The organism is Desulfomonilaceae bacterium, from assembly GCA_041662605.1.
GTDB lineage: Bacteria > Desulfobacterota > Desulfomonilia > Desulfomonilales > Desulfomonilaceae > CAJBEZ01.
The window spans coordinates 59,604-84,654 of sequence record JBAZSD010000015.1; the positions used below are offsets into that span (position 1 = coordinate 59,604).

23 protein-coding genes are annotated in these 25,051 nt (G+C 46.3%); 11 read left to right on the top strand and 12 right to left on the bottom strand.

Annotation, left to right across the window (positions count from 1 at the left end):
* Window positions 1–51: 51 nt before the first annotated feature.
* A complete protein-coding gene (locus WC647_12635; protein ID MFA6223152.1) occupies window positions 52–351 on the top strand; it encodes a YggT family protein in 300 nt (99 codons plus the stop codon).
* Window positions 352–446: 95 nt separating this feature from the next.
* Here the strand turns inward: WC647_12635 and WC647_12640 are convergent, their stop codons facing one another.
* The 3 genes from WC647_12640 to WC647_12650 all read right to left on the bottom strand — a co-directional run bounded on the left by WC647_12640 (window position 447) and on the right by WC647_12650 (window position 2,579).
* Window positions 447–626 (bottom strand): hypothetical protein, encoded by a 180-nt coding sequence (locus tag WC647_12640; GenBank protein ID MFA6223153.1) that lies wholly within the window; start codon window positions 624–626, stop codon window positions 447–449.
* 170 nt (window positions 627–796) lie between these two features.
* Window positions 797–1,321 (bottom strand): gamma carbonic anhydrase family protein, encoded by a 525-nt coding sequence (locus WC647_12645; protein ID MFA6223154.1) that lies wholly within the window; start codon window positions 1,319–1,321, stop codon window positions 797–799.
* A gap of 49 nt (window positions 1,322–1,370) precedes the next feature.
* Window positions 1,371–2,579 carry a hypothetical protein gene (locus WC647_12650; protein ID MFA6223155.1) on the bottom strand — a complete coding sequence of 403 codons (1,209 nt, stop codon included), beginning with the start codon at window positions 2,577–2,579 and terminating at the stop codon, window positions 1,371–1,373.
* A 219-nt stretch (window positions 2,580–2,798) separates the two neighbouring features.
* On the opposite strand from WC647_12650, the gene rfbD reads away from it, so the two are divergent.
* From rfbD to guaA, 4 genes are all read left to right on the top strand, one after another.
* On the top strand, window positions 2,799–3,665 hold the full coding sequence (rfbD, locus tag WC647_12655) for a dTDP-4-dehydrorhamnose reductase (GenBank protein ID MFA6223156.1): 867 nt from the start codon (window positions 2,799–2,801) through the stop codon (window positions 3,663–3,665).
* A 3-nt stretch (window positions 3,666–3,668) separates the two neighbouring features.
* On the top strand, window positions 3,669–4,928 hold the full coding sequence (leuC, locus tag WC647_12660; protein MFA6223157.1) for a 3-isopropylmalate dehydratase large subunit: 1,260 nt from the start codon (window positions 3,669–3,671) through the stop codon (window positions 4,926–4,928).
* Window positions 4,929–5,206: 278 nt separating this feature from the next.
* Complete coding sequence (locus tag WC647_12665; GenBank protein ID MFA6223158.1) at window positions 5,207–5,674, top strand: hypothetical protein; 468 nt, start codon at window positions 5,207–5,209, stop codon at window positions 5,672–5,674.
* Between the two features lie 88 nt (window positions 5,675–5,762).
* Window positions 5,763–7,313, top strand: a complete 1,551-nt coding sequence (gene guaA, locus WC647_12670; GenBank protein ID MFA6223159.1) for a glutamine-hydrolyzing GMP synthase — start codon at window positions 5,763–5,765, stop codon at window positions 7,311–7,313.
* A 59-nt stretch (window positions 7,314–7,372) separates the two neighbouring features.
* Here guaA and WC647_12675 read toward each other — a convergent pair whose 3' ends face one another.
* Complete coding sequence (locus WC647_12675) at window positions 7,373–7,534, bottom strand: hypothetical protein (protein ID MFA6223160.1); 162 nt, start codon at window positions 7,532–7,534, stop codon at window positions 7,373–7,375.
* Between the two features lie 599 nt (window positions 7,535–8,133).
* Between WC647_12675 and WC647_12680 the strand changes: the two genes are divergently transcribed.
* The gene (locus WC647_12680; protein ID MFA6223161.1) at window positions 8,134–8,520 is read left to right on the top strand and encodes a PilZ domain-containing protein; all 387 of its coding nucleotides are present in this window, start codon (window positions 8,134–8,136) and stop codon (window positions 8,518–8,520) included.
* Window positions 8,521–8,555: 35 nt separating this feature from the next.
* Window positions 8,556–9,407 carry a polysaccharide deacetylase family protein gene (locus WC647_12685; protein MFA6223162.1) on the top strand — a complete coding sequence of 284 codons (852 nt, stop codon included), beginning with the start codon at window positions 8,556–8,558 and terminating at the stop codon, window positions 9,405–9,407.
* A gap of 48 nt (window positions 9,408–9,455) precedes the next feature.
* On the opposite strand, the gene WC647_12690 is transcribed toward WC647_12685, so the two are convergent.
* The 3 genes from WC647_12690 to WC647_12700 form a co-directional block, all read right to left on the bottom strand.
* Window positions 9,456–10,514, bottom strand: coding sequence for a polysaccharide biosynthesis/export family protein (locus tag WC647_12690; protein ID MFA6223163.1), 1,059 nt, complete (start codon window positions 10,512–10,514; stop codon window positions 9,456–9,458).
* 65 nt (window positions 10,515–10,579) lie between these two features.
* Window positions 10,580–11,578 carry a hypothetical protein gene (locus tag WC647_12695; protein MFA6223164.1) on the bottom strand — a complete coding sequence of 333 codons (999 nt, stop codon included), beginning with the start codon at window positions 11,576–11,578 and terminating at the stop codon, window positions 10,580–10,582.
* Window positions 11,579–11,663: 85 nt separating this feature from the next.
* The gene (locus WC647_12700; GenBank protein MFA6223165.1) at window positions 11,664–13,226 is read right to left on the bottom strand and encodes a hypothetical protein; all 1,563 of its coding nucleotides are present in this window, start codon (window positions 13,224–13,226) and stop codon (window positions 11,664–11,666) included.
* A 209-nt stretch (window positions 13,227–13,435) separates the two neighbouring features.
* Here WC647_12700 and WC647_12705 point away from each other — a divergent pair, with 209 nt between their 5' ends.
* The 4 genes from WC647_12705 to WC647_12720 are packed head-to-tail and all read left to right on the top strand — an operon-like array spanning window position 13,436 to window position 18,737.
* Window positions 13,436–14,092: a CpsD/CapB family tyrosine-protein kinase gene (locus tag WC647_12705; protein MFA6223166.1), complete on the top strand. Its 657-nt coding sequence runs from the start codon at window positions 13,436–13,438 to the stop codon at window positions 14,090–14,092.
* A 22-nt stretch (window positions 14,093–14,114) separates the two neighbouring features.
* Window positions 14,115–15,317 carry a glycosyltransferase gene (locus WC647_12710; GenBank protein MFA6223167.1) on the top strand — a complete coding sequence of 401 codons (1,203 nt, stop codon included), beginning with the start codon at window positions 14,115–14,117 and terminating at the stop codon, window positions 15,315–15,317.
* Between the two features lie 38 nt (window positions 15,318–15,355).
* The gene (locus tag WC647_12715; protein MFA6223168.1) at window positions 15,356–17,488 is read left to right on the top strand and encodes an alginate lyase family protein; all 2,133 of its coding nucleotides are present in this window, start codon (window positions 15,356–15,358) and stop codon (window positions 17,486–17,488) included.
* Between the two features lie 16 nt (window positions 17,489–17,504).
* Complete coding sequence (locus WC647_12720) at window positions 17,505–18,737, top strand: glycosyltransferase (protein ID MFA6223169.1); 1,233 nt, start codon at window positions 17,505–17,507, stop codon at window positions 18,735–18,737.
* Window positions 18,738–18,750: 13 nt separating this feature from the next.
* On the opposite strand, the gene WC647_12725 is transcribed toward WC647_12720, so the two are convergent.
* The 5 genes from WC647_12725 to WC647_12745 all read right to left on the bottom strand — a co-directional run bounded on the left by WC647_12725 (window position 18,751) and on the right by WC647_12745 (window position 25,047).
* Window positions 18,751–19,080, bottom strand: coding sequence for a hypothetical protein (locus WC647_12725; protein MFA6223170.1), 330 nt, complete (start codon window positions 19,078–19,080; stop codon window positions 18,751–18,753).
* A complete protein-coding gene (locus WC647_12730) occupies window positions 19,077–20,570 on the bottom strand; it encodes a Wzz/FepE/Etk N-terminal domain-containing protein (GenBank protein ID MFA6223171.1) in 1,494 nt (497 codons plus the stop codon). Before WC647_12730 ends, WC647_12725 begins: the two co-directional genes overlap by 4 nt.
* Before the next feature lie 155 nt (window positions 20,571–20,725).
* The gene (locus tag WC647_12735) at window positions 20,726–22,132 is read right to left on the bottom strand and encodes an AMP-binding protein (GenBank protein ID MFA6223172.1); all 1,407 of its coding nucleotides are present in this window, start codon (window positions 22,130–22,132) and stop codon (window positions 20,726–20,728) included.
* Complete coding sequence (locus WC647_12740; protein ID MFA6223173.1) at window positions 22,129–23,571, bottom strand: O-antigen ligase family protein; 1,443 nt, start codon at window positions 23,569–23,571, stop codon at window positions 22,129–22,131. The genes WC647_12735 and WC647_12740 overlap by 4 nt, the downstream gene beginning before the upstream one ends.
* 75 nt (window positions 23,572–23,646) lie before the next feature.
* Window positions 23,647–25,047: a sugar transferase gene (locus tag WC647_12745; GenBank protein MFA6223174.1), complete on the bottom strand. Its 1,401-nt coding sequence runs from the start codon at window positions 25,045–25,047 to the stop codon at window positions 23,647–23,649.
* Window positions 25,048–25,051 lie beyond the last annotated feature (4 nt).

Below are 25,051 nucleotides of genomic sequence, written 5' to 3' on the forward strand. Positions count from 1 at the left end.
ATTTGCGCCTAAGGGCGCTTTTGATTTTGTGGGATCCCAAAAGAGGAAAAAATGTTCGTTTTAGGAAACTTGGTTTACGCATTAGCCAATGTAGTTGACATAGCGCTTTCCATTTACATGTGGATTGTAATCGTGTCCGCACTTATTTCGTGGGTTAATCCTGATCCCTACAATCCCATAGTCCGTTTCCTTTATGGAATTACGGAACCCGTGTTCAACTTTGTGAGGCGTCACCTTCCTTTGCCACAAATGGGAATAGATTTTTCGCCGCTAATCGTCCTGCTTGCCATAGTTTTTCTCCAGCAATTTCTCGTCAAAACTCTTCTACAGATAGCGTCAGCGTTAAGTTAATCGCTCAAGCAAAAAAAATTAACGACCCTAAAAAGCAGACGACCTAAGCCTGTACGGGTTTAGGTCGTCTGCTTTTGTTGTATAATTATATGAGATCAGAAATCGTCGAAGTCTATCGTAAGTTCTTCGTCAGAAAAATCTTCGTCGACTTCAAGGGAGGATAATAAATCAACAGGACCACCCTCTAGGGGATCTTCAAAATCAGCAAGGGCTTCGGCCAGTGATTCTTCTTTCACATGGCCGATGTAGTAATCAATATTGTGAGAATGAGGCATGCTTGATCCTCCCGTTTTCTATGAATACCGTTGCAGCGCAACTGAAAATAAATAAAGCATAACAATATGATATTGTCAATAATTAAAGTATTACATTAATAAAAAGCTCTGTCGATAATATTCAGCCTTTTATTCATCACCCTCGCATCAAAACGTCATCTTTGTGTAGATTATTCCATGATTCTGGTAATGGCTGAAAAGTTGTTCCCGTAATCCCGATATTTTTGGGAGTTTTGTGTGTGAAACTCACGCTCCTCATCGGTGCAATCCCTGATCGGACGCGCCGGAACACCCACAGCTACCTTGTTCGCGGGAATAATGGTCCCAGGGCTGACCACGGCGCCTGCCGCCACTACGGCTCCTTCCTCGATTACACAACCGTCAAGGACCAAGGCTCCGATACCGATTAACGCCCTGTCATAAATTGTGGCTCCGTGCAATACGGCCCTATGCCCCACTATCACTTCATCTCCAATAATTAGCGGAAATTTGTCACTGGTGACATGTAGCGCGCAAAGATCCTGTATGTTCGTTTGCCGACCGATGCGAATGTAGTTAACGTCAGCTCTGGCTACAGTATAGAACCATAGATTACTGAAATCCCCTATTTCCACATCGCCCAACAAGACTACTCCGGGAGCTATAAAAACCTCCTTGCCGAGCTTGGGTCTGATTCCTTTATACTCAATTATCATTGAATGCTCCGTAATACCGGCTTCCTCACAACATAAGGATAGTGGTGGATCATTCGGTCCCCATCCCACAAATACTTTTAAAAAACTCGTATGAGATAGAGCGTTGTCGTTGTGGATTGAAATCCTTGTCGCTGACCTTCATTGCATCCAGTGAAACCGGCCTCTTGAAGACTCTGTAATATTCATAACTCAATACAAGCGTTTTACCCTTTTTGGGGCCTGTTACACCCACATGTTCACGCACGTGATCAAGGTCATATGTCTCGTCGTCATAGAGAGCTTTACACAAGTTCCTAGGATCTTCGAACGTCCAGGTTTCTATCCTGGCCTGGCCTACCGCTCCGACGCCATTAACGTAGAACAGTATCGGCAATCCTTTTCTGATCTCGTGAAATCCTGTCGGAAAAGTGTATACAAGGTTACGCCGAAGTATTTGACGCGCAGAATTTTCAGTAAACAACAAATTCTCGTGATTCGTTTCTTCCCGAGGCATATCAATCATGCCTATCGCTCTTTTTTTATCGAGAGTAATCATTAGTGGGCTTTCGTCATGTCCTTCTATGATTAGAGGGAAAAAGAGCATTTCCAATTCATACGATTCCAGCGGACGCGCCGGCGGACTAACTATCAGGTTCGGTCCCTGGCGATTGATTCTGTGCCAAGAGGCAGAAACAAACGGCCCCCGATGTCCGGGGCCGGGCCTATAGAGGAGGGCTCCGTTTTCAATCCTGGTTTCATAACCCAGGGAAACGAATAACTTCTCCAGAAAACCAACCAAACTGGAATGAGGAATAGACTCATAGATTAGCTTTTTCCCAAATCTGAACCGGTTCTCTCCCTCAGGTACAGAGGACCACTCCATCCCTTCGTGGAAAAATCCGCAAGTGATCAATGTGTTGGCGACACTTAATGACTCACTTTCAAATACCGTCATTCGGACTTTTAATATTTTTCTTGCCGCCCAAGCCAGGATTTCTCTCCTGAGGAATCTGACGTCCAGTCCAGTTTTTCTTGCTTCATCAGATGTCCAAAACACTGCGAGGACTATTTCTTGGTCCGTTGCCAGGGACCATACGGAAACCCCGTGGGGTTTTCCTTCAATTTCCAAAATGGTTATGATCAGATTTTCATCATTAGGTGAAAACGATTTGTCCCTGGAAAGAAAATCTTGAAACGATCTTCGTATGGGACTGTCACCCAGCGACGACGCTATCTCAACCACGTCCTTTTCAGTGGCGGATCTGATTATTGGTTTCATGACTGTCCTTGATCCATGCAAAAGAACAATGTCATAATAAAGAGAACTTTAAGGGAAGAGCGCTTTCAACTGGATCATAATAGACTACCCTGTCATGTTAAATGAAGCCTTTTTCTCATGTTTGCCAAGATTATCGGACATGACGCGAAAATTTGGTTCAGATAGTTTTTTGGCGTTATTTGAATTTACAGGGAGTGATTAAAACGTCTGGAGGAATGGATGCTTGATTTCTTAGTCCCATGCCTGGTCACAGGCGCTCGAGGGATGCTCGGACATGATTTGTGCGCCGCATTGAACCAGGCAGGTGTTGGCTACGTTGCAACAGACCTGGGAGATATAGATGTAGGTAGCTTGGATTCGGTTCGTCTCGTTTTCAACGACGTCAAACCTGGAATGGTGATCAACCTTGCGGCAATGACCGATGTAGACGGATGTGAGTCCTCCAGAGATGAAGCTTTCAGGGTTAACGCCACTGGCCCCGAAAATCTTGCGCTAGCCTCCAGGGATTTCGGATCCTATTTCGTGCACATAAGCACCGATTATGTCTTTGATGGTTCCAAAAATGAGCCGTACCTGGAAGATGACACCCCCAATCCATTGGGAATCTACGGTAAGTCAAAACTCGAGGGCGAGATAAGATTGAGAACGGTTCTTGAACGAAATTATCTGATTGTAAGGACTCAGTGGCTGTATGGCTCAAATGGCAAAAATTTTGTCGATACCATAGTCGGGGCTGCAAAGCAAAACAGCAGGCTAAAAATCGTGAATGACCAGCGAGGGGCGCCCACCTACACTGTGGATTTGGCGGACTCAGTATTGAAGCTCTGTCAACTCAAGCCTTCCGGAATTTTCCATGTCACAAATTCTGATACCACTACATGGAGCAATTTTGCTTCCAAGATCTTGAACTTCGCGGGGATCGATGGGGTAGAAATTGAGGAGATCAGTACCGAGCAGCTTGCTCGTCCCGCCCCAAGACCGCTTTATTCAGTTCTTGACACATCAAAGTTTGAGCGTTTCACAGGTATGAAGATGCGGCCTTGGGACGCGGCTGTTAGACAATACATATCTACGAGGAATTACTAAAAAATGGGAATGACAATAACAGAAAAGATACTGGCCGTTCACGCCGGTTTGGAATATGTAAAACCCGGACAGCTTATTGAGGCTGATGTGGACATCGCCCTCGCAAACGACATCACGCTGCCGTTGGCTTTAAAGCCTTTCAAGGAAGCAGGGGGAACCAAAGTCTTTGATCCGGAAAAGGTAGTCATAGTCCTGGATCATTTTAACCCTGCCCAGAGTATTGATTCCGCCATGATGTTGGCAAAATCCCGTGAATTCGCAAAAGCAATGGAGATCGTCAATTTCTTTGACCTCGGATCAATGGGTATTGAGCACGCCCTTCTCCCCGAACTGGGGTTGGTCCGTCCTGGAGATTTGATCATAGGAGCGGACAGCCATACCTGCACCTACGGGGCCTTGTCCGCGTTTTCCACAGGAGTGGGAAGCACCGACTTCGCTGCGGCTATGTTGACCGGTAAATGCTGGTTTAAAATCCCCGAGTCGATGAAATACATCCTAAAGGGTAAATTTGGGGCATGGGTTAGTGGAAAGGATCTCATTCTCAAAATAATTGGAGACATCGGGGTGGACGGCGCGTTGTACCATGCGATGGAATTTACAGGAGAAGGGGTATCAGCTTTAACCATGGCCGATCGGTTTACAATAGCAAATATGGCTATAGAGGCCGGGGCCAAGAACGGGATCTTTGAATTCGATTCTATTACCAAGGAGTACGCTGACCTGTATGGATCAAGACACTATAACGTATATGAGTCTGACCCCGACGCCCAGTATTCCTCACATTCTGAAATAGAACTGGACGGAATACCGCCGCTCGTCGCCTTACCATTTTCTCCGGAAAACGTGCAGCCTGCCGCAGAAGTTAAGGAAATGAAAGTGGACCAGGTGGTTATAGGATCATGCACAAACGGCAGGATTGAGGACCTTAGAATAGCGGCGTCCATCCTGAAAGGCGCCAAGGTCGCTAAAGGAGTACGGCTGATCGTCATTCCTGCGACTCAGAAAGTCGTTATCCAGGCTATTAGAGAGGGTATAATTGAGACCATCATTGAGGCCGGCGGCGTCGTTTCGACCCCCACATGTGGGCCATGTCTGGGCGGTCATATGGGAATTCTGGCGCGTGGTGAACGCGCTATTTCCACGACGAACAGAAACTTTGTCGGCCGAATGGGGCATCCTGAAAGCGAGGTAATTTTGAGTTCACCGGCAGTGGCTGCCGCAAGCGCATTGACTGGGTTGGTTACAGATCCAAGAAGTCTTTGAGATGTTAAATTTAGGATTGCGCCGACTCAGGGTTTTGAGATATGATTTATTCACTAAGACGAGGAAAAAATGGACAGAGTAAAAAAAACTTTTTCACCGGGATTTTTTGTGTTACCCTTGATGTAGTGGCTTATGGATCAGAGTGGATCGAGAAAAAATATCTTGACTTCTTGGAGCCATTCTGATAATCAAAGTATCAAATTGCTTTCTTTGTCTATAATTCCACATTTGGTTCCACGCTTTACTTCTGTGGGGCCTAATAAAAGGAGGATTTGGGTATGGTTAAAAGAATTGTCGTTCTGCTAGGCGCGATGGCCATCATGATGAGCGCGATGGTTGTAGCCGAGGCGCAAGTATGCGGGATGCCTGGGCCTGGCTATGCTAACACTGGGGATATGATAATGATTCCCATGAAAGTCAAAACAACCTTCAGTAAAGCTACTGCCGGAACCGCCGGTGGTGACAGCACATTGATGTTGGGCGGCTGTGATCAGTATACTGGTGGCTTCCGTCCCTGGGGCGTATGGAAAGGCACAACCTGTCGTGAAAAAGTTCAGATTATACCCCCGAAGTGTGTTGCTCCCGCTTTTGGTGGGCCTGTCGCTTGGGGCGCTCCTCCAGTGCTTCCCCCGAATTCCAAGCTCGTCAGTAACGTAGAAAAATACACTGTTAAATCTCCCGGCTGCAATCCTTGCGTAACACCAGGCCTCGGATACGAGATGATCAAGAAGCAGCAGGTTAGATAAAGTCTGAATTCTCTGATTTACATTTTTAAAAGACCGGAGGTTTCTCCGGTCTTTTTCGTTCTATCTTCTGATCCAATGAGGTGATTCATTGATATACGATTCTTATGTTTTGATTCTGGACTACGGATCCCAATATACTCAACTCATAGCCAGAAGAGTGCGGGAAGCTGGTGTATATTCAGAGATTCATCCTTTTCACACAGGCGTAGAGATCGCCAAAACTCATCGCCCCTCGGCCATAATCTTGTCCGGAGGCCCTGCCAGTATTTACGATCCGGATTCTCCCCAGTTGGATGCAAGGATCCTCGACTTTAAAGCGCCTGTTCTGGGCATTTGTTATGGGCTCCAAGCTCTGGCGCATACTCTGGGAGGTTTGGTAGAGAAGGCATCGGAAAGGGAATATGGACGCGCCGTGCTTACTTACGTCTCCCCGGACTCATCTCTTTTTTACGGAGTCGACAGAGACGATCCGCAGGTCTGGATGAGTCACGGGGACAAGGTCATTTCTCCTCCTCCAAATTGTCATGTTGTAGCCGCAACTTCGGATACTCCGGTCGCCGCTGTTGAGAGTCTAGACGGACTGATTACCGGAGTGCAATTCCATCCCGAGGTCGTCCATACCCCCAGTGGGCAATTGATTCTGGAGAACTTCCTTTTCAGGATTGCAAAGATTCAACCGACTTGGTCAATGTCATCATTTATCGAAAATTCATTGCGGGATGTGAGCAATCGAGTGGGGAAGGCGCACGTCGTAGCGGCGCTATCAGGTGGCGTGGATTCGTCGGTTATGGTCGCTCTCCTGCACAGGGCAATCGGGGATCGCCTACACCCGATCTTTGTAGATAATGGCCTCCTTCGTAAGGATGAGGCCATGCAGGTTCATGAGTTTTTGGAGGACGGACTTGGGATCAAGGTCGACCATGTTGACGCTTCTGAACGATTTCTTAGTAAACTTAAAGGCATCATTGATCCTGAAGAAAAGAGAAAAATTATAGGAGCCGAGTTTATAGGAGTATTTGATCAAGAGGCCTCGAATTTTCCGGATGTTCGTTTTTTAGCTCAGGGCACACTTTATCCTGATGTTATAGAGAGCGTTTCTTTCAAGGGCGGGCCGTCAGCGACTATTAAGAGCCATCATAACGTTGGGGGCTTGCCGGAAAAGATGCGTCTGGACCTGATTGAGCCTTTGCGGGAATTGTTTAAGGACGAAGTCAGGGAATTAGGGATCACGTTGGGATTGGACGAATCTCTTGTATGGCGTCACCCTTTTCCTGGTCCCGGCTTGGCTGTCCGAATTCTCGGCGCAATCACAAAGGAAAGGCTTGATCTCTTGAGAGAGGCGGACGCAATCGCTATAGAAGAGATTAAAAGAGCAGGTCTGTACAGGGATATCTGGCAGGCGTTTGTGGTTCTTTTACCTGTAAAATCTGTGGGTGTGATGGGAGATGAAAGGACTTATGAGCATGTTGCAGCTCTGAGGGCGGTCCACTCTACGGATGGCATGACCGCCGACTGGTTCAGGATACCTCATGAGACTCTGGCCACAATTTCAAACAGGATCATCAATGAAGTAAGAGGTATCAACCGAATAGTTTACGACATCTCTTCAAAACCCCCTAGCACTATTGAATGGGAATGATTTCCTTATAATGAAGAATGTGCGGGAAAATAAATCCAGTTTGCGTTTCGGAAAGTTTATTAAGATTTCTCCAGGTCCTTGATGTACTTTTTAAGATTAATTAGCTTCTCGGGAGGAAAACTGTTTATGAGTTTGCGAATTAGGTCAAATTTGGGATCATCCTTCAACCGTTGATAGGGTTTGAGCCTGGTTTCCTGGCCGGACGCGCTAATAATTCGCATATCCATATCTCCTGATCAACCATTTAGTTGGGATCCAATTAATTGTTCCCGCTAATAGTTCAACTAATTTAGAATGTCAATCGAAATAACCGCCACATGGGAGAAATATGTGGCTAGCTTAATTGTGCCGTAATTAAGGAGTGTTATCTGTTCCCCGGGGCTGAAGGTGTTTGGTTCTTTGCCTGAAGTAGACGAAATCCCGGGAACTCCATGGACATCATTATTGTCACAAGTGACCAACACTATTCCAATTCCTTGGCCCAAAAAAGAAGACCGTCTCCGGGAAAGTATCAAGGGGGGGGAGTCATGATACAAATGAAGACGGCCTCATGTATATTAATTTAACTTTATACACTCAAAATGTCAACCAGTAAAGGATTAGCGCAATTTTTTGAGAGAAAAACCCGACTATTTGGTAGTCAGACAATTCAATTATCCGGCGTCATAATCTTTCAACAAACCCCTTAGGAATGAGGCCTACTTAGCACTAGAAAGTTGGCCTTGACGCGCTTCTTTCGATAAGTTAGAAAATATTATAAGAGTTCGGACTCTAAATCAAGGTTTCATCAGTTGTCAGCCTTCCAGGCGGGAGTTGAACAATGCCGAAATCCGGAGACGCAAGAAAATACCCAAGGATTAAAGTCAGGGTTCCTAACTCGCTTCGAATAAAAATAAAGGAAGGAGACTGTCTTGCCGATCTCCTGGACATAAGCGACGGTGGAGCCGGAGTTGAATTCTTTGATTTGTTCGACGTTCTCATATTTTCAGAAGGCGATTTAGTAAAGTTGGAGTTCCTATTAAAGCCTGAACAAGTCAATAATGAAAACGCGTCAAAAATTTTGGAGTCTATCCGTAAACACCAAAAGGTCCCTCAAAGCACTAAAGAGGGTATCGATCACATCGACTTGACTGAGGATGGTTTCGAGGCTGACGCGAAGATAGCATGGAATTATTTGAATCGGCTTGGTTTGGAATTTATCACCTAGAATGGGATTCAATCGCTAGATCGAAGAGATAAATTGTGACCCCTAGATGGCTATTGAAAAGAACTCTGAAGTGGGGCGTGGAATGGGGCTCCGAAGTCAGCGGCGCAGGTTTCATTTATAGGAATTCCTCATATTTTAAAAACGGCTTTAGAATACTTACCTACCACCGAATTACCCAAAACCCTCTTGATTCTTACAGTCTGAAAACTTCCCATTTTAGAGATCATGTCGCTTTCCTGACGGACCATTATCCCGTAGTCAGTTTGCAAGAAATGGCGCTTGGATTGCAGGGTCGGTCAAAGTTGGAGGATGGCTCGGTATGTGTCACTTTTGATGACGGTTACTCCGAGGCGGCCGGTGTGGTTGGGGACATTTTGACTAGGTTCAAGACGCCTGCCTGTTTCTTTGTCATAACCGGAATACTGGACAAGAAAGCCGGACATTCGCTCAGTGGCTATCTGGAATGGCATGAAGTCAAAGAATTGAAGAAATCAGGATTCAACATTGGTTCGCACACGGTTACCCATAGGAGCCTGGGAACGCTCAACGGTCATGATGTTGAACTAGAACTCAAGGAATCATACGATCGCCTTGAACAGGAACTTGGAACTGCGCCTGACGGCATTTCATATCCGTATGGAACTCTCAGGGATTTTTCAGATGGGATTGTCCGAGCGACACATAAATGTGGATACCCATATGCGGTTACGGCCATACATGGATTAAATCATATCGGATGCGACCAATTCAGACTTAATCGCACGACTATTACAGCGGGGGATGGTCTGAGGACATTCAAGATGATTATGAAAGGATCTTTAGACGCCTGGCGAATAGTTGATCAGTGGGGGTACCGGTTGCAACGGCCATCATCTTCTCTGGAATGAAAAAGGGCCGAATAATTCGACCCTTTTTTCCGAGAAGATAGTTAAATGCTATCTGGAACTCGATCTACCTACGTTTGTTCCCATTCCCAGCGACCAACCGTTAAATAGCAGCAATTGTTTTATATTCTGGTCCACCCAAATATCAGCTCTTGAAATCAGGCTTCTAGGCACATAGACCAGATCATCTTTACGCAGAAGATAATCGGTGCCGCCTGTAATCCTGGTGAGATCGACAGTTTTTGGAACAATCTGTCCATTTGCGTTTTTGTTCAGCACGAGCACAGAGCGGGGCTCGGCCGTCGGTGCTGTTCCATTCGCCATCGCGATCGCCTGCTGAACAGTGGTCGGGCCCTTCATGGTGAAAACTCCAGGCTTCGTGACTTGTCCGTCAACAAACACCAGGTTTCCGACCACGTCCCTTAACAATACGGAAATGTTCATGTCTGAGATCAAATGCTGATAGGATGTGTTCAACGTCTCTGTCAATTGTGGCACTGTCCGTCCGGCTGCCTGGACATCGGCAATCATGGGCACGGAGATTCGACCGTCCGGTCGAATTGTTACCAATCGGGCCTGTCCGTATGGGGCAGTTGCAAGAGCTTTTTGGAGTTCATCCAGTTTCGCTCCGAATTCTCGAACGGTGATCGTAATCTCAGGATCCTTCAACAGATCTGAATATACCTGTTTCAGCATCGCGCTAATTTGATCGGGGGTCATCCCCGCCACCGATACATCCTTTTTTCGAGGGATACTGATTCTACCGTCAGGACGCACACGAACCGTGCGGTTCATCTCCGGGTGGTACGTAAATTCCACGTCTATCGCGTCCTTGACCTGAAGCTTGTATGGGGCTGTAGTCTCTTTCGGCCTGGTAAGGTACATGATTTCCAGCGAATCCCCTTCGGAAAGATGATAAAGGGAAGTTGGAAAATGATTCGTTATTGCCGACGCAATCGCTTTCGCCGGGTGATCTATCTGCCCTACCGCACGATCTTTTGTCGTCACGCAACCGCCCAGGATAACTGGTACTAGACACAGGGTCATAGCAATCAGACACAGTTTGCGCTTAATCGACTCAATTTTATTGACGTTTACGATCGTTTTCATTTTGACACCACCATACCCTTGACCCTGCGGCAAAACTGCGCACAGCGGAAAGAAGTCGACCCTAATTAAAATACCGCCTCAAGCGCACATGTTAATCCTTCACGTTTCAATTCCATGACGCGCCCTGCCCTAGCAGCTCCGTCATGAAGGATGCTTTCATGCTCCAGTCCGAATTTGGCGACCAGAAACCGCCTACTTCCACACTTGGAGCCGGAATTCAACTGCAAGCCAGCCTGGATATCCACATAATTGACGTACCCGGGATATAAACCGAAACTCATCCGGGTGTACCCGCCTAATGTGAGTTCCGGGAACATGTGGCTGAACCCGAATGGAAGCACAGCCTGTGCGTGAGCGCCGAGACACGGTACCAACTCATCCAGGCTGATAATGTTGCTCTGATAACCAATATTAGTACCGGTGTCACCACCACCGGGAGGTGGAAAGGCAAGCGCATCGGGATCAGCAAGACTGACACGCAAGTCGATGTAACGAAGCTCACCTTGCAGTCCGGCCGCGTGCCCAGGGCCTTTAACAAAATCCAGATCATACCCGAAACCAAATTGGGCTGTTCTCATTTGGGATTTTACGATGCTCCCTACGGGAAAGACTATGACCCTGTTGTTAGTTGTATTCGTTGTGGTTGTTCCTGTAGCCCCCGGAAGCTCTGTGATTCTCAACTCTTTCTGTGGCCTGATCTCCGCCTGATACAGTTCCGGCACGCTACCAAAGACTCTAAGCATGTGGTGCTCAAGTGGCCTCATGGTGGCATACACTCGGAATGTTTGATTGTCCTGTGGCAACCCGAGGTCACTCCGCAGATCGTTGAGCGTCCCAAACCCTGTCGGGGTCTGGTCAAACCCCATTTGTCCGTCGATAAAGCTATACATGAATTCAGTGCCTATAGACCAGGGCGAGAGATATTCCAGAGCGTCAGCGCCAGCTAGTCCTTGTCCCAAGACAATGGTCGAGACAATGAGGAAAGCTATCCAGACTCGATGACACAATTTGCCGCTGCTACTTCTGTCGGATACCGTCTTTTTTCGTCTATTCTGAGAACCCATGGCGATCCTCTCTTGATACCAATCGGTTGAGAACAGGTTAATTTTCAATAATCGCTAAACCCTGGATGGTCTCAGGATCTCCATATCAACGTCTCACAAATGAACTCGCGTCATTGTGGTAAAAGTCCATAGGTTGCCTTGGACCCTGTTCCATATTCGGCCCTCCACGATAGTGAGAAGGCTCGTAATACTGCTGTCCAGGGGGAGGCCCATACTGGTTATTCATTGAACCGACGTACTGACCGGTGGGTCTGTTACGACTACCGTTGCCGGAAGAGAACAGACTTGCCGCTAACGCGTCTTTTATGTCCCCGAGTTTTCCGAGCAATGGTTTACTGGTAATAAAAGGGTTTTCATTGATTACCGAGAGGCCGTCGTTCAGGAAATACCATTTTGCTCCACTGGCAAGCATGCCGGATGATTTGCTCATATCCCTGGACTCTTCAGCGACTTCGGTTTTTGCCTGAGAATTTTGTTCAAGCTCTGCCTTCTGGGCGACAAACGTGTCCTTATCTTTTTTCAGGTAGCTCATCTGCTCTGTTAGATGTTGACGCATAAGTCCCCTTACACCTTCGATCTGAAAATCTATCGATTTGATTTCGTGGCTCTGGGGGGTGAAACGCGCCTCAAGCGAGCCGCGTTCGATCTCGAGCTGGATGATTTTGTCCTGGAATCTGGCAAGCGTTGTGAAGACTGGGCTTTGGGGATCTACCGAGGCTGCCCCAGAACCCCCACCTGCTTCTATAACCTTTAAGACCATTTCATACTCGCGTTCCAATGATTCGAGTCTCTTGATTTTTTCGTTCAAACTGTCGATGGATTGCTGCGTGGCGGTTTTATCAGCCGCCGGCTCTTTTGGGGCTGAAATACCGGCGGTTTCTTTAGATTTGGCTTCAATGGTTCTTCTAAGATCGACATAAGAACCGACATAGTCCATCAATAGTCCCTTTAAAAGTTCCGGATTGGTTCCCGTGAGCTTTATCACTACCCGGTTCTGGCCGGTGTAAAACTCGGGCTCGAAAGATATCGACTTGGACAGCCACGATTCAAAATCAACGGGATTCTTGAAATAATCCTTTTTCAATAGTGACGGATTGACTGCGGTCATATCCTGAAAGAAAGACTCTGGAGTATTTTGGGCCGTTTTGTTGAATAAGCTGAGAGGATCAATCCCGTTGTAATATCGTTTGGTAAGTAGAGAGGATGTTGCAGGATTCTGAAGCACGGACATTTCACGGAGAGGAGACCAGTTGTCCTTATTTAGAGCGTTTCGGTTACCAATTATGAAAACGAGTCTTGTCTCAACGGTGTATGACTGAACGATAAGGAGATACATGGTAAGAAGGAGGCATACGAGGGCGATAGCGGCGTACATATAGTATTTCTTGGGGAGTTCATAAATTTTCTTCGGTATTTCAAGTTTTTTCTCCTGTACAGCGCGCTTTTCCGGAACAGGCTCTTTCTGAGGCTCTTCAATTTCCGGCAGCTTAACCTCAGCTTCCAGCTCACCAAATTCCATATCATCTAAGGGACTTAAAGCCTCAACCCGATCCAGAACCTCAGGGCAAAACTCTTTAGTTCTGGCTGACTCTTCGTCGCCCGTTCGCCTGGGAGTGGCCATCTCCAGAGTCTTTTTTCTCGTTATCATTTCCGATTCCTTAGAGCTTATCGGTTATTGCGCTGAAAACATGACAAATTCTGATAAAGCCATGCGCATACGTCTATGACTCGGATGTTAGCAAAAAGAAGCATATATGTCAACATGTTAAATTAGTTTATTAATGTGATGAATGATGTTGACATTATATCATGTTGTAAGCTAAGATTATTTAACTAATTCTACATTGAGGCTTCCAAATGATAAAGTCGTTCGCTTCCTCCCACGCCGACCAGATGCATAGACTCCAATGGGCATTGTTTCAGACCGAAGCCGTCAAGGAGTCCTGGGTTGTTCAGATAACTTCGTCACGTTTTGGGGAGGGCGTTACCACGGTTGCGCTTGCGCTGGCAAGTTCCATGGGCCGCTTATTTGGGCATGATTCGACCGTTGTGGTGGAAGCCAATCTTCGAAAGCCAGCATTTCATGACACGTTGGGTGTTCTCCCTAAGATTCCTTTAACAAATCTTTTGGAAGCCGGTCATGGATCATTGGACGCGGTTACCAGGATTGAAGATTGCGGGATTTCCGTGCTTTCAGCCGGAGCCTCACCGATTGCTGGAGCAGCCACTGGACCTGAATTCTACCTGGAACATATAGGGAAAATTTTTGATGAGTTGCGAACTCGTTACAGGTTTGTCATTGTGGACACGCCGCCGGTCGTTCCTTTTGTCGATAGCGATATTGTGGCTGGTTTTGTGGATTCAGTAGTAATAGTTGTAGAAGCCACCACAACCAAGGCGGAAGTTCTGGACGTCACCATCAATCGTCTCAAGGCGGTAGAAGCCCATATTGCGGGCTTGATTCTGAACAAACGAGTCTTCTACATTCCGAAATGGTTGTACAGATTTCTGTAATCCTTTCTTTTGTCGAGAGACGATGAACGAGACTAAGCCGCGCATTCTCATGCTCACTAACAGTGTATATTCACGGGATATTCGCGTACGCCGTTACGCCGAATATCTCGTGAATGACGGGTTCCTGGTAGATATAATATGCCTGGCTTCTGAAGAAGGAGCGCCCCAGTCCAGTGATGATCGAATTGGGGTTTTTCCTATTCCCATGACAAGAAAGCGTCAGGAGAAAATCAGACACTTGATTGATTGGGGCTTGTCGATCCTCTTAATGTTCTGGTACGTGAACAAGCTGGATTTTCACAATGGTTACAGTCTAATTCACGTTCATAACATGCCTGACATTCTGGTGTTTTGCGCTACAATTCAAAAGATTAAAGGAACTCCAATCATACTGAACATTCATGACGCAACTCCGGAACTAGCTCAGTCAAAACTCGGTATAGGGCCAAACCACCCAATTATCAAAGTCCAGTCTTTTCTGGAAAAGGTCTGCGTCGGATTCAGCGCGCATGTTATTACCGCGACCGAACCTTTCAAAAACAAACTCATTGAACGAGGAACACCTGAAAAGAAAATTACTGTCATTACCAATTTCCCGGATGAGCGTATGTTTAGATCAAGGGAGGCTCTTCGTATTAGGGGAGATGAGGACGGACAGTTTGTTCTCCTCTATGTAGGGACAGTAGCTTTCAGATACGGGCTCCAGACAGTTGTCCGGGCTCTTCCCACTCTTCGTGAAAGAATCCCGGGCTTGAAGCTCCAGGTCTTTACAAAAATAAAGGGAGAAGGCAAAGCTCTCTCGGATTGCGTGCAATTGGCTCAAGATCTAGGGGTTGCAGATATTTTCGAAGTCAATGACCCAGTACCGCTGGAGAAAATGCCGTTTATAATGGCGAATGCGGATATCGGGCTATATCCCGCTCTTAAAGACTGCCACATGGATAATGCTCTCTCGCTCAAGATTCCTGAGATGGTAAACATGGAACTGCCAATTGTGGCGGCAAGAATATCTGTCCTTGAGCAACTTTACGGTTCGGATTCCATAGCCTTTGTGGAGTCAGGCGATGTAACAGACTTTTCCCGGATGGTCGTCGAGCTTTACAAATCCCCCGAGAAAAGGCGCTCTTTTGCTTCGAACGCCAAGGCAAAAGGCTCCAGGATGTTGTGGAGAGACCAGTATCCTATTTACCGGAAATTGGTTGAAAAACTGATTCGCAAGGGTTAGCGTTCCTCTAAGTTAATTGTCCATGTTGATGGCCATTGATGAACCTGAATGTTTGGAAATACCGCTACAGGCGCTTGAGGAGCCTGACGCCTGATGATTTTACCAGACGGCTGGAGATTCGGTCGTGGCGTAGAAAGATCCTGGACTTTGTCAACAGCCATTCCGGCCCCATAACATCTTCCTCTATCCATGCCTGGTGCGATCATTACGGCTCATCAACTCATGTCGCAAACCCTGAAGTTGGGCAAAGTAACCTGGGGCTGATCGGAACCTTGCCCAAAGGATTTCTGAATGATCCTGATTTCTGGAAAACATTTCAAAGATCGTATTCCAGTGAGACAGATCATTTATTGAGTTTGGCCGAAGACACCATAGATGGAAGGATAGAACTCTTCGGCTGGAAAGAGGTTCCGGTTTCAGTTCCTGCGCTTGAGCCGCAGGACGCTGAAGCGTTAGAAGTTGTCAAAGGTTGGGATTCAACGAATCATTGGGACATCAATTTTTTTCAGAGTAAAGCCAGGCCTGATTTTGATGTGAAGTGGCTTTGGGAACTCCAAAGATTGCAGTTCCTGCTATGGCTTGGCGCCGCGTGGAGATTGACAGAAGACAACAGGTTCGCATCGGTCGCTCGAGAGATTTTGGACTGGTGGTTCAACCAACTGAGATATCCATGGGGAGTCGAATGGAGCAGCAATCTTGAAGTAGGATTGAGACTGCTTTCGATCTCCCGTTGCCATATAATGTTCATGAATAGCCCCATGTGGGATTCGACATTCATATCGACACTTACGGCATGGAATCGTCTTCATGCTACGCATCTGCGAGAAGAAATCACTCTTCATTACACTCTGGGAAATCACCAACTGGGTGAGGCTTCCGCGTTGGTGTTGTTCGCTTTAATTTACCCAGGTTACGAAGAATCGATTTTATGGAAGGCTTTTGGTTTAAAGACTATCGAAAAAATCCTTCCTGATCTGATTTTGTCCGATGGAGTTTACGCAGAACAATCAACGAGTTATCTGAAATTTGCTCTTGAATTCTTGCTTCCCATCGTTTTTGCGTCAGGCACCGCATCCCAATGTTTTTCTGATGTAGTCACAGGCAGGTTGAAATCTTCTCTTGAGTTTATTATGGCCCTGTCCGACCGTGGAAAAACAACTCCAATGATCGGCGACTCCGACTCCGGTTCCGCCATTGGTTGGGGGCTGGAAAATTATTGGGATTTTTCATGGTTATTGGCCGCTGGCTCCACTTTGCTCAACACCCCCAGTCTCGCAGAGGGAATAGAAAAATATCCTGCTGAGGCGTTCTTGAACACCGGCCTCGAGGGCTTGGAGAAGTTTAATTCTTTCAGGACTGCGCAATCCGGACGATCTGTGGCGACAAAAGCCCGAAGATCAAATTATTGGGGTTTTCCGGTTGGCGGCTATCATTTTTCCCGCGATTCTTATTTCCAGATGGTTTTTGATTCAGGGCCACTTGGCATGTATCCAGGATTTGGTCATGGACATGCCGACGCCTTGTCAGTCTGGTTGAACATTGAGAACAAACCAATAATAGTTGATTCCGGAACCATGCGCTACAACGCGCAATTCGATGTGCGTTCTTTTTTCAGGCAAACTTCCAGCCACAACACGCTAGTAATAAACAGAACCGGTCAGGCTGAAGTTCTTGATACCTTTAAGTGGGCGTCGGATTATCGCGTCGATTGGAGTGACGCAATCGAAATGACCAATTTTAGAGTTTTTTCAGGGTTGCTCGTTACGAATTCTTACATTCACAAAAGGATAATTCTGCATTCCCTTGAAAAGGGCTTCATAATTTGTGACAGGGTGTCGGTTCATGGCGACGCCCTGGTCGAGAGCTATTTTCATTTACATCCTGAGGTGCGCATCGATTGTATAGGCAGGAACAAGTTTCTCGTGTCAGACGAAAACGACCTTTGTGAAGTGATTTTGCCTCAAATTGAAGGAACTTCATGCCAGGTTGTAAGGGGATCTAAGGATCCGATGCAGGGATGGTATTCAGAGAGCTATGGCCTTGTGGCGCCGTCTTATTGTCTCAAGTTTTCCATCAATATTTCGAACACACGCGAACTCGTGACGATAATTCAGCGACCAGGGATTTCCTTAGACCAAGCCGAGGATCTACATTTACTAAGAACCATGTGAAAATCAGGAGTTTATAATGAAGGCTCTCCACATACTTCACAGATCAGTGCCGGGAACCCATGGATATGCTATCAGGAGCAAAGAAATCGTAGCCAATTTGACAGCCAAAGGAGTGGAGACTCTCGTGGTTACATCTCCCTCCCAGGCGCCTCTAGGCAAGTTGGATTCCGAATCGAGCGAATTCATTGACGGGGTAAGGTACTTTCGGAGTTGCGGAAAATTGCTCGAGCCTACCCTTGAAGTGAAAGATGGAAAATATGGCAGAGCAACCATAAGAGTCCTCCAAAACGCCAATCTTCTTAAAATGGCACGGCGGATAGCCCGCAAATACAAGCCTGATGTTATCCATGCCCACTCGCCGTTTACCTGTGGATTGGTGGGAGACATGGTGAGTCTCCTGACAGGCATACCTTCTATTTACGAGATGCGAGGTATCTGGGAAGACCAACATACAAGCCGTTACGGAATGGCGACAACTTCTCTAAGATATAGAGGTGTCCGGTTCCTCGAGACCCAGGCTCTCAAACGCGCCGACATTTGCTTTGCAATATCCGACGCTCTCAAAGCGGAGATCGTTTCCAGGGGCGTGGAGCCGGGCAAGATCATGATCGCTCCAAATGGTGTGGACACCAGAAAATTCACCCCGGGGCGGCCGTCTCAGGAACTTGTAGACCGGTTCGGGTTTCAGGATAAATTGGTGATGGGCTACATTGGTACTTTTTTTTATTATGAAGGTTTGGATTTGTTGGCGCGAGCCTTTGAGACCCTTGCAGCCCGGTTCCCGTCGCTCATCTTATTTCTGGTGGGAGACGGGGAACTCATGCCTACATTGAAAGATTTTGCGACCAAATCAGCCTACCCCGATAGAGTCATTTTCGCAGGGCGAATAAAAAACGATCTGATAGTAGAATATTACAAGTTGTTTGACTTCTTGATCCTGCCCAGGAGAGACGCCAGGGAGGCAAACCTGGTGACACCGCTTAAACCTCTCGAAATAATGGCGATGGCCAAGCCATTGGTAGCAAGCGATATCGGAGGTCACAGGGAAATTGTAACAAACGGGGTCAACGGAGTACTTTTCCAGCCTGAACAGACAGACGCTCTCGCTGAAAAATGTCGGCTAATGATAGAAAATCCGGATTACCGAAATGAACTGGGGGAACGTTCCAGAACATGGGTCACTGAAAATAGAGATTGGCGTGTATTGATAGATCGTTACATATCCGCTTATGAGAGCCTGGCAAGATGATATTGCCAAACGGTCACAGATTGTCTCGGGCGTCCTTCACGATAAACAGTTGAACTGAGGCCATGTTGAGGGGGTTCGGATACGGATGCATGGAGGCCCGGCTAAAGCTTTCAAAGACTACAGCGACATCGGCCAGTCTTTCACACCATGAACAGGTGTTTACCATCTCAAAAATGTAAGCGCCTAATTTTCCTTGAACGTATATCCTGTCACCAATAATTTCCTGAATTATTCCGGTGTCTGTTCGAGGAATATAATCCTGGGCAAAAACCAATCCCTCCAAGACTAACGCAAAGAGCAAACCACAACAAAGGATTTTCAGCTTTTTTAAGGAGCGACTCACTTGTCCTCTCCCGGAGGCTCCCCTTTCTTCACTTTTCCGAATGTGGCAAGCACCTTGTACCCTGTAGCCGCCTCCAGGCTGGAAGGATCATCGAAAGAGTGATCAAGGAATGTGGCTGCAAATATTATTCCTATACCGAGGGGAAATGAAAATAAGAACCCAAGAAGGACATACAAACCTGTTTTGGGAAAAATAGGATTCTTGGGACGACTCGGATCACCAAGTATCTTGATATCAACGAGTTTTTGTCGGCTTTCAGCTCCTTCGATACGAGCCGCCTGTTCTTTTCCAATAAATGTTAGATACTGTTCGCGCGCTACAGAGAGATCGAGATTTAACGCCCTGAACTCCTCGCTTTTTTGAGCTAAAAGATTCATCTGTTGTAGGACACGGGTTCGGCTAGCTTCCAGGCTGGCCTTTTTCACCTCCAGTATGGTCTTTTCTGCATTCAACGCGGACTTGAATCTATCGTTCGCATCCTTGTATTGTTCTACCCCTGCACGGTAATCACGACTACCCTCAGCGAACATTTCACCAAGTTGTGAGAGCTTTTGTTCAGCCTGGACCAGTTGGACAGAAAGGACGTTTATAAGGGTGCTTTCTCCGCTTCGTACAGCGCTTGGAGCAAGTTGTCCAGTGGTTACATCTCTTTTTCCTGCAATCGAAAACGTCTCATCATACTGTTTTATGTTGGAATTAACGTCAACCAAAGCGTCTTGTATCATTTTGAGGGTTGAAAGCACATCCTGTTCCTGCCGGTCAGGAATTGACAGGTTCCATTTACTCTTAAATTCCGTGAGTTTTTGTCTGGTGAGATCATATTTTTCTTTTGAAGCCTCAAGCTGTTCGGCAAAAAAGCCCTGGACTCCAGGCATAGAGTAAACCTGGGAATGATATGGAATATAGACTGTAAGGAATGTGGAAAGAATTTTCTGGACCTTGTCTGGGTTTGAATCTTTGAAACTCAGGTCCAGTACCTTCGAACGCGCGACCGGCGTCACGTCAAACCTGGCCATTAGTCCCGACGCTATCGCCCGGTCCTTGGCTGCTTCCTGGGCTTCGGGGTTTTCCTCTTTCTTGGATTCTTCTCGCGATGGGACCAAATCTGATATGCCGGATGAGATCACCCCAATAACTCTTCCCAATAACCCCTGGGACTCTCCTCTAAAGAAATCCGGTCCAAGAGCCTTCACGGTTCTTGCCCACAAGTCCGGACTCTTCATTATCTCCATTTCACTGTTCAGGTCCATTTCATCAATGTTCAGGTTGAGGATTCGCGAAGCTCCCGGACTTGCCCCAACAAGCAGGGAAGACTCATCTTTCTTTGCCGTGACCATAACCTTTGCGCCGACCTGATATACTGGTGTGGCTAGCAGGCATCCGATGAAAACCCCAATTGGGACAAGGACTACCATTAGTTTTAAAATGAGTATCCTCTTGTAAATTACATTCAGGATATCTCGTAATGTCAGCCCCTGAACATCCTTCATCAATTACGCCTTTCAGCAAAAGATTCCGGAAACGCTTGCAGCATGTTCAAACACACCCCTGCGCTTGGCCTACTATCAAAAGCAGCATTGACTGTCAATAATTTTTAGTTTGTTAGATAGTTACGATTTTTTTAGCGATACGCTTTTAACAATTCCTAATGTTGTGGAGAAGCATCCATGTCGGATGGAGGAGACATAAGTTTGTTGATGAACAATCTGACTTTGCCCCCTGAGGATCGTTCCAGTTCATCAACGTAATCGAGCTTAACATCTGTTTCCGGCCCCACTCTTACCGCAATTCTTACCAGAAGTTTTCGTTCATCAGATTTGGAATAGGTTTTCCCTCTAACTATTCTTAAAGTGAAAGCCCCAGGGCGATCCTGATAGAACTGGGCGGCTCTGATGCTGGATAAGCCTTTGAATATGCTATCCATTTGCGCTATTTTAGAGCCGTCCATCTTGACGATATAGTCCTCTATCCTGCCGTCTATCTCCTTTACTACCCGTCCCGGTCGGCCACAATCACACTCGGTCTCGTCAAGGGTTATAAAATCATTGGTATCATATCGTATCAAAGGCATCGCAGGGTTTGTGAAATTGGTTCCCACGAGGGAGAATGTCCCGTCGTCTCTCGGAGCAAATTCCACGGCGCTAAAGTCCTCATCTACGTGCAGTTTTCCAAGTTCACATTCAGAGATGTTCGCCACAGCCTCAACCAGACCATAGTGCTGTCTCGGACGGACGCCAAAAGCCTCTTTTACCGCCTCAATCTGGTATGAAAAGACATTTTCCGCTCCAAAGGTGACATGTTTGACTGGATAGTCGAGACTTTCTTTGTTTTCTATCAGGTAATTCGCCAACAGTACGATGAGTGAAGGAAAACCCTGTATCCAGGGTGGTTGTCGTTTCCGAAGTTCGGATATGTAGTACTTGATATTGTGCTGAGTCATGTGGAATGCGCTGAAAAAAATTTGTCGGCCAAAGTGGTTGAACCTCCAGAAGGGAGGCTCTTTCTGAGAAACATCAACCCATGGACGGGCGCCGAACACAGCGCACCATTGTTCACCAGGATTGATACCGTGCCAGTGGTAGTATCTCCCCCAGACGGCATATAATTCGATCAATGCAATTTGGGTTGTGTAAATGTTGAGCGGCATGCCAGTTGTTCCGCTCGTATTGATAAGGATTTTTTCATCTTTGGGCAGGATGTCCGATTGTAAATCCTCAAAATAGTCCTGCACGTCGCTTTTTTTTAGTATGGGGAGCTTGCTGAGATCTTTTAGTGTTTGAATGTCCTTGACCGAAAGGCCAAAATCACTGAACAGCTTTCTGTAGTAAGGAGTGGTTCTGACGGCGTGTTCTACAAATTTTCTTAACTTCTTGTCTCGATATTCTCTCAAGGTTTTCGAGGAGAGGAAAGAGCGTCGAATATCCTGATCAAGAATTTCTCTGTATTTCCTGCCATAAAACCTCTGGTTCATGTGTGCGCCGTGTATATTGCACCCCATATGCTGGGCAAATATGGGTAGCGCCGAATAGAAAGGAATTACCCATTTTATCATTCCGACCCCGACGCTTCTTCCTTTCGGATGGAATTCACTATAAAGGCCAGGGCATAAATCGTGCAGTGCAGGAGATAGACCTGCTGATAATGATACATTGACACCAAACGATGGAACAATGAGGCTATCAAGGCTGAAAAGAGGCCGCATGACACCAAAAATAGAAGGTTGTTCCTGGTGGCCATCCCCCGATAAAATTCCTTGGTCACCGTCCATATCAGATAATAATAAAAACAAAAGCCGACAAAACCCGTCTCAGCGATCCTCAAGAGATATTCATCATGCACAGTGAAGACCCATGCTGTAGTCATGCTAGGGGGAATATATTTCATAACGACAAAGTTGTAATTGTTGGCGCCAACACCAAACAACAGATGCGATTTGAACATGTTATAAGCGGTGACAATGAGAGGCCAACGGTCTTCACCGTAAATTCCATAAGCGAACCTTGCGTAAACAAAAGGAATGATAATCAACACCCCCAATGCGCCGCCTATTATAGTCCCTGCGATTTGGTTTTTGGAAAGCCAACCCCTTGTGTAACTGATCAGGACTGCTGTAGCCACGCCAATGCCGATTGAAGCGAAAGCGATCCTGACCTTGCTGCAAATAATAGCTGCCAGAATAATGACTATGGCGGTCAAGATTATGGTTTTTCTGAAAAGATCTCTCAACAGAAACAGAGCGAGTACAAACATTGGGAAGATTGTCACCAGGAATGTGGCGTGAGCGTCCGGACTACCATAAAATCCTCGGGATCGAAACCCTTCCGGACCGATAAATGGTATCCAGTCACCATTGATAGTGTAGGCTGTCTTGGTAATGTACTGAAGGATCATATACAAGGATTGCGCGACACATGCGGCAAAAAGCGCATATACAACGAGTTTAAGGTAGTAATTATCTCTTATGTTGTTCACAAGATAAAAAAAGAGAAGGAAGCCTTTGAAATAAACAAGCGCTTCATAAAGACTATAATCCTCTCTTGTCGCCGTCAAGAAAGAGGACAGAAAAACATAGGTCATCCATGCCAGGAAAACAGCCCCGACCTTGCCGCCAATTGTTAATCGTCTGGTTAAGTCATGAGAGCCACTGGAAGTTATGGCCCAATGAATATAACAAAGAATGAGAATAAGCTCTGAACCGTCAAGTCGGATTCCGGCGCTGTATAGAACTGATTCAAACGGTAATCTTTCATAAACGAAGTGCCTTCCATAACCTAAGGCTATTGCGAACAACGTGGAAAAAATCAGAAACTCTTTTATGTTTCTCAGAAATAGAGCTATGCCGGCAAAAAAAAGTATTCCTCCATGTATTATGATAAAAGCTCTAAAACCCGTTCCCAGCGCCATGACATAGAAGTATCCCCCAGCGAGAGCAGAAAACGATATGATTAGGAATAGCTTGAAATTCTTGTTTATTGCTAAGGTTTGGTCCACTTTAATGTCTCATTGGAATTGATAGTGACGATGAATGGTCAATCTCATACATTTTATCCACAAACAAACACTATCCTAGTAAGCTCCTTTACCTTTAAGGACCTCAAATACGGTTCTTAACAATATTTTCAGATCCAGAAGTATTGAATAATTTCGAACATAGTAAACATCATAATTTGTGTTCAAATGCATCGGAAGATCGCTTCTGCCGGAGATCTGCCACCAGCCTGTAACTCCCGGCGGTACCAGCACACGCTGCCACTGCCAGGTTTCATATCCCTCGGTGATAAATGGCTGTTCAGGTCTGGGGCCTACCCATGACATTTCACCTTTGAGCACATTGAACATTTGAGGCAACTCGTCGAGGGAGGTTCGTCTCAAGATTTTTCCCACTCTTGTGATTCTTGGATCATCTCTGATCTTATAAATTTTTTGGCCGTTTTCATCGGTTTGAGCAACAGCCTGCTGCATTTTTTCCGAACCTGTAAACATGGTCCTGAATTTGTACATTTTGAACAGCTTTCCGCCCTCGCCGATTCTGGGGGCGGCAAAGATGGCAGGTCCCCTGGAATCGATCCTGACGGCGACCCATATCACAATTAAGAGCGGCCAGGTCAACAAAAATAAGACCGCAGAAAGGGCTATATCCATGATTCTTTTTGAAAACCTTTTCCCACCCTGGATTACAGGCTCACGTATTCCTATAAGGACCATGTTACCTATTTGATCGACTTCTGCCTCTACCAATGCTAGTTGAACGAAATCTGGGGCAAGAAAGATCCTGATTGGCAACCCCACCAGTTCACGCACCAGAGATTCAAGCTGTGAAGTATTGATCCCCTCTTGAGAAATGATTACAACTTCAACTTTTTTTTCACGAACTATTTGCGGCAAATCTTTCGCTGTCCCCAAAAACGGTGCTGGTAAATCCGCATTCCCCGGGGCTTCAAAATCAGCAAATCCTACCAGTTTGAAAACTGCGCCAAGCTCCTGAAAAATGATTTTTGCCAGTTCAAGGGCTCTGTCACCTACTCCTATGATTAGAACGGGAGCAGCGTCAACCCTATTATGCTTCTTCTTGAGGCTTTTCCATACCAGGTAACGAACCGCTACGAGAGCCATATAGTTCAAGGAGCTAAAATATATTACCAGTAGTCTGGATGTATCCCTGAAGGTGAAAAACAATATGCCGGCGAAAATCCAGATCGCCAAAGTGTATGAAAAGGTCAGTCTGGTGATTTGGGCGGGGAGATTTGGAATTCGCTTGTAATCATATACTCCCGTAAGCGCAAACAGTACATGGAGCAAAAAAGGAGCAAAAATATAAATTGAATAGTGAGGAACCATAAGGGGCGGAGGGACGTACTCACCGGGCAACACTGGCCTTAAATGCTCCGCGATTATAAGCATCAAAAGAGTGATCCAGAAATCTGAAACGATAAGGATTAGTTTGTATGGATGATATTGTTTATACACGACT

What these genes read in the sequence shown, in the direction of transcription:
- leuC (MFA6223157.1), top strand. Translation starts at nt 3,669, where the DNA reads ATGGGAATGACAATAACAGAAAAGATACTGGCCGTTCACGCCGGTTTG.
- WC647_12700 (MFA6223165.1), bottom strand. Translation starts at nt 13,226, where the DNA reads ATGATAACGAGAAAAAAGACTCTGGAGATGGCCACTCCCAGGCGAACG.
- WC647_12695 (MFA6223164.1), bottom strand. Translation starts at nt 11,578, where the DNA reads ATGGGTTCTCAGAATAGACGAAAAAAGACGGTATCCGACAGAAGTAGC.
- WC647_12735 (MFA6223172.1), bottom strand. Translation starts at nt 22,132, where the DNA reads ATGATAAAATGGGTAATTCCTTTCTATTCGGCGCTACCCATATTTGCC.
- WC647_12715 (MFA6223168.1), top strand. Translation starts at nt 15,356, where the DNA reads ATGAACCTGAATGTTTGGAAATACCGCTACAGGCGCTTGAGGAGCCTG.
- WC647_12690 (MFA6223163.1), bottom strand. Translation starts at nt 10,514, where the DNA reads ATGAAAACGATCGTAAACGTCAATAAAATTGAGTCGATTAAGCGCAAA.
- rfbD (MFA6223156.1), top strand. Translation starts at nt 2,799, where the DNA reads ATGCTTGATTTCTTAGTCCCATGCCTGGTCACAGGCGCTCGAGGGATG.
- WC647_12640 (MFA6223153.1), bottom strand. Translation starts at nt 626, where the DNA reads ATGCCTCATTCTCACAATATTGATTACTACATCGGCCATGTGAAAGAA.
- WC647_12635 (MFA6223152.1), top strand. Translation starts at nt 52, where the DNA reads ATGTTCGTTTTAGGAAACTTGGTTTACGCATTAGCCAATGTAGTTGAC.
- WC647_12650 (MFA6223155.1), bottom strand. Translation starts at nt 2,579, where the DNA reads ATGAAACCAATAATCAGATCCGCCACTGAAAAGGACGTGGTTGAGATA.
- WC647_12680 (MFA6223161.1), top strand. Translation starts at nt 8,134, where the DNA reads ATGCCGAAATCCGGAGACGCAAGAAAATACCCAAGGATTAAAGTCAGG.
- WC647_12645 (MFA6223154.1), bottom strand. Translation starts at nt 1,321, where the DNA reads ATGATAATTGAGTATAAAGGAATCAGACCCAAGCTCGGCAAGGAGGTT.
- WC647_12705 (MFA6223166.1), top strand. Translation starts at nt 13,436, where the DNA reads ATGATAAAGTCGTTCGCTTCCTCCCACGCCGACCAGATGCATAGACTC.
- WC647_12665 (MFA6223158.1), top strand. Translation starts at nt 5,207, where the DNA reads ATGGTTAAAAGAATTGTCGTTCTGCTAGGCGCGATGGCCATCATGATG.
- WC647_12710 (MFA6223167.1), top strand. Translation starts at nt 14,115, where the DNA reads ATGAACGAGACTAAGCCGCGCATTCTCATGCTCACTAACAGTGTATAT.
- WC647_12730 (MFA6223171.1), bottom strand. Translation starts at nt 20,570, where the DNA reads ATGAAGGATGTTCAGGGGCTGACATTACGAGATATCCTGAATGTAATT.
- WC647_12720 (MFA6223169.1), top strand. Translation starts at nt 17,505, where the DNA reads ATGAAGGCTCTCCACATACTTCACAGATCAGTGCCGGGAACCCATGGA.
- WC647_12675 (MFA6223160.1), bottom strand. Translation starts at nt 7,534, where the DNA reads ATGCGAATTATTAGCGCGTCCGGCCAGGAAACCAGGCTCAAACCCTAT.